General features: G+C 62.0%; 4 protein-coding genes. 3 read left to right on the forward strand and 1 reads right to left on the reverse strand.

Annotated elements, in window-relative coordinates; translation table 11 throughout:
* Positions 1-289: M13 family metallopeptidase N-terminal domain-containing protein (locus tag Y703_RS18605; protein ID WP_035764184.1), on the reverse strand; the 289-nt coding region annotated here is incomplete at its 3' end.
* 229 nt (positions 290-518) lie between these two features.
* Between Y703_RS18605 and leuA the strand changes: the two genes are divergently transcribed.
* From leuA to Y703_RS0107625, 3 genes are all read left to right on the forward strand, one after another.
* Complete coding sequence (gene leuA, locus Y703_RS0107615; protein WP_026552229.1) at positions 519-2,267, forward strand: 2-isopropylmalate synthase; 1,749 nt, start codon at positions 519-521, stop codon at positions 2,265-2,267.
* Between the two features lie 93 nt (positions 2,268-2,360).
* Positions 2,361-3,110, forward strand: a complete 750-nt coding sequence (recO, locus tag Y703_RS0107620) for a DNA repair protein RecO (protein WP_026552230.1) — start codon at positions 2,361-2,363, stop codon at positions 3,108-3,110.
* A partial coding sequence (locus Y703_RS0107625; RefSeq protein ID WP_026552231.1) for an isoprenyl transferase occupies positions 3,107-3,814 on the forward strand: 708 nt, incomplete at its 3' end. The genes recO and Y703_RS0107625, both read left to right, overlap by 4 nt.

Consider the following 3,814-nt stretch of genomic DNA (forward strand, 5'->3'; position numbering starts at 1 on the left):
CCGGATCGGCGGCGAGCCGTTCAATGTGGTCCTCGTCCATGAATGAGCTGTAGAGTGCCTTGATCCGGAAGTTGTCGCCGGAGGGTGCTTCGGCCGCGGCGGCGTCCTCAATGATGTTCCGCACGGCAAGCTCGGCGGCGTCTCGTAGGTGGGTGAAGGCGCCCTCGAGGGGCCGGTCAGAGGGAATATCGGTGGCGTCCAGCCACGCTCCGTTCACATGCCTGAACAAGTCGTCCTGGACCCTTGTCTCGGTGCCCGTCGTCGTGTTCGTGGTCCCTGCCGATGCCATGGGGTGGTCCTAACTGGTGTGGGTGAAATCAGTCCGTTGCCCATCCTATGCTCCATGCTAGGGTTGCCTTGTGCGCGCAGAACAGCTCCTTCTTAGCTGCCGCGGCGGGGCCAGAACGACTCCTTAGTCAAGGCCGACTCCCCGCTGCGGAGTCTGTAATGCCCGGCCCAGTCTTGAAGAATAAGTCAAAGAGTCTTCCCCAGCATTTTCAAAGAACAGGCCACAGCTCATGCTCAACGCACAGAAAACCTCCGGAATGCCGTTTCACAAGTACACCCCCTTCCAGGACCAGATTTCGGTTAGCCTTCCGGACCGGACCTGGCCGGACAAGATCATCACCAAGGCGCCGCGCTGGTGCGCTGTTGACCTGCGTGATGGCAACCAGGCGCTGATCGACCCGATGAGCCCTGAGCGCAAACACAAGATGTTCGATCTCCTGGTGCAGATGGGGTACAAGGAGATTGAGGTTGGTTTCCCCTCAGCGTCGCAGACCGATTTCGACTTTGTTCGCCAGCTGATCACGACTGACCGCATTCCGGACGACGTCACAATCCAGGTCCTCACCCAGGCCCGGGAACATTTGATTGAGCGAACCTACCAGTCCATCGAAGGTGCTGACCGGGCGATCGTTCACCTCTACAACTCGACGTCAGTGCTGCAGCGCCGGGTGGTGTTTAACCAGGACATGGACGGCATCGTTGACATAGCGCTCACTGGTGCGCGGTTGTGCCGCAAGTTCGAGGAGACCCTCAGGAACACCGAGGTCACCTATGAGTACTCGCCCGAGTCCTTCACGGGTACCGAACTGGAATTCGCTGCACGGATAAGCAACGAGGTGGCAGCTGTCCTGGAAGCCGGGCCTGACCGCCACATGATCCTTAACCTGCCCGCCACCGTTGAGATGGCCACCCCCAATGTCTACGCGGATTCGATCGAGTGGATGTGCCGCAACCTCGACAATCGGGAAAGCATCATCTTGTCCCTGCATCCGCACAACGACCGCGGCACAGGCGTGGCTGCGGCCGAGCTCGGCTACCTGGCAGGCGCCGATCGCATCGAAGGGTGTCTGTTCGGCAACGGTGAGCGTACCGGAAACGTTGACCTGGTCACCCTGGGAATGAATCTCTACGGGCAGGGAATCGACCCTGAGATCGACTTCTCCGACATTGATCACATCCGTCGGACCGCCGAGTACTGCAACCAGCTTCCCGTCCCCGAACGCTCACCCTACGGTGGTGACCTTGTCTTCACGGCGTTCTCCGGGTCCCACCAGGACGCGATCAAGAAGGGCTTCGAGCGGATGGAGAGCGACGCCGTTGCGGCAGGGAAGACAGTCGAGGAGATCCCGTGGGCAGTTCCCTACCTTCCCATTGACCCCAAAGATATCGGACGCAGCTATGAAGCAGTGATCCGGGTGAACTCGCAGTCCGGCAAAGGCGGGGTTGCCTACCTGCTCAAGAACGAGCACAGCCTTGACCTGCCCCGCCGGGCACAGATCGAGTTCTCGGGTGTGATCCAGCGCCGCACGGATACCGTCGGCGGAGAGATCAGCGGCGCTGAACTGTGGAAAGTATTTCAGGACGAGTATCTCCCGAGCCGGACAGTAGCCGCAGGCACCTGGGGCCACTACGCGCTCACCAGCGTGAACACGGCCACCGCCGAGGACGACTCCTTCAAGTTGACCGCCTCATTACTGGTGGACGGTGTCCAGCAGCGACGCTCCTCTCAAGCCAATGGGCCGATCGCCGCTCTGCTGGCGATCCTTGGCGAAGACGGCGTGGACGTGCGGGTCCTTGACTACACCGAGCATGCGCTGTCTGCCGGCGGCAACGCCCGCGCTGCCGCCTATGTCGAGTGCACTATTGGTGAGCGGGTCCTGTGGGGAATCGGTATCGACTCTAATACCACCATGGCAGCTCTGAAGGCGGTCATTTCGGCAGTGAACCGTGCCATCAGGGACCAGCAGCAGGCCAGCTAGGGCCCACCCCATCCAGCACCACGCGTGCATCCGCAGGGGAGTGCGTCCCCTGCGGATGCACGCGGCCGGCGCAAGTGGTGCGAAAATGAGACTGTGTCTTCGTCCTTCGCCTCCCGCACCTACCGCGCTGAAGGCGTGGTGCTGCGCACCTACAAGCTGGGCGAGGCTGATCGGATTATCGTGTTCCTGACCAGGGACCATGGTCAGGTCCGGGCTGTCGCCAAGGGGGTGCGCCGCACCAGCAGCAAGTTCGGCTCGCGGCTCGAACCCTATATGACTGTCGACCTGCAGCTGGTGGCGGGTCGCAGCCTCGACGTGGTCACCCAGGCGCAGACCAAAGGTGCCTACGGGCATGGGATAGCCGCCGACTACGGCCGCTACACGGCTGCTGCAGCGATCGCAGAGACCGCCGAACGGTTGACTGACGCCGACGGCGAGTCCTCCAACGCCCAGTACACCCTGATCGTCGGAGCGCTGTCAGCGCTGAGTAGAGGGCTGCATGCACCAGAACTGATTCTGGACTCCTATTTGTTGCGAGCCCTGGCCACTGCTGGCTGGGCTCCGAGCTTCACCGATTGTGCCCGGTGCGGTATCCCCGGGCCACACGCAGCCTTTTCAGCGCCGTTGGGTGGAGGAGTCTGCGCGTCCTGCCGGCCGCCGGGAGCGGCGTCGCCGTCACCCGAATCGATGGCTTTGCTCGCGGCCCTGCTTTCGGGGAACTGGGAGACGGCAGACGCCTCAGGCCCGCAGCCTCGCCGGGAGGCGGCAGGACTGGTGGCAAGTTATCTGCAGTGGCACCTAGAACGCGTGGTCAAATCCCTCAAACTAGTGGAGCGTCAGTGAACCAGGATCGCCCGGGCACCATCCCGTCTCAACCATGGCCGCACCCCTCAGGTGAAGTGGCCCCGGCCATTCCCTCACAGTTTGTGCCGAAGCATGTGGCAATCGTGATGGACGGGAACGGCCGGTGGGCGAACCAGCGGGGGCTACCGCGGACTGAGGGACACCGGGCAGGCGAAGCAGCGCTGCTCGATGTGATGGCTGGCGCGATTGAGATTGGGGTCAAACACGTTTCCGTTTACGCCTTCTCCACCGAAAACTGGAAACGGTCACCCGACGAGGTGCGTTTCCTGATGGGTTTCAACAGAGATGTACTGCGCCGGCAACGGGATCAGCTCGACGCCTGGGGAGTCAGGATCCGCTGGTCGGGCAGACGTCCACGGCTCTGGGGATCTGTGGTCAAGGAACTTGTTGTGGCTGAACAGCAGACCCTGCGCAACACCACGTGCACCCTCACGATGTGTGTCAACTACGGGGGACGTGCCGAGATTGCCGACGCCGCTCGAGCCATCGCCGAGCAGGTGGAGTCCGGGAAGCTGCGAGCCTCAGCTGTGTCCGAAAAGACCATCCAAAAGTACCTTGATGAGCCAGACCTCCCCGACGTCGACCTCTTTCTAAGGACGTCGGGTGAGCAGCGGCTGTCCAACTTCATGCTGTGGCAGTCTGCCTACGCCGAAATGGTCTTCATGGATGTGTTGTGGCCCGAC

It is taken from the genome of Arthrobacter sp. H20 (assembly GCF_000520515.1).
Lineage (GTDB): Bacteria > Actinomycetota > Actinomycetes > Actinomycetales > Micrococcaceae > Arthrobacter_D.

Excerpts from the sequence above, each read along its gene's own strand:
- leuA (WP_026552229.1), top strand. The coding sequence starts at position 519 with ATGCTCAACGCACAGAAAACCTCCGGAATGCCGTTTCACAAGTACACC.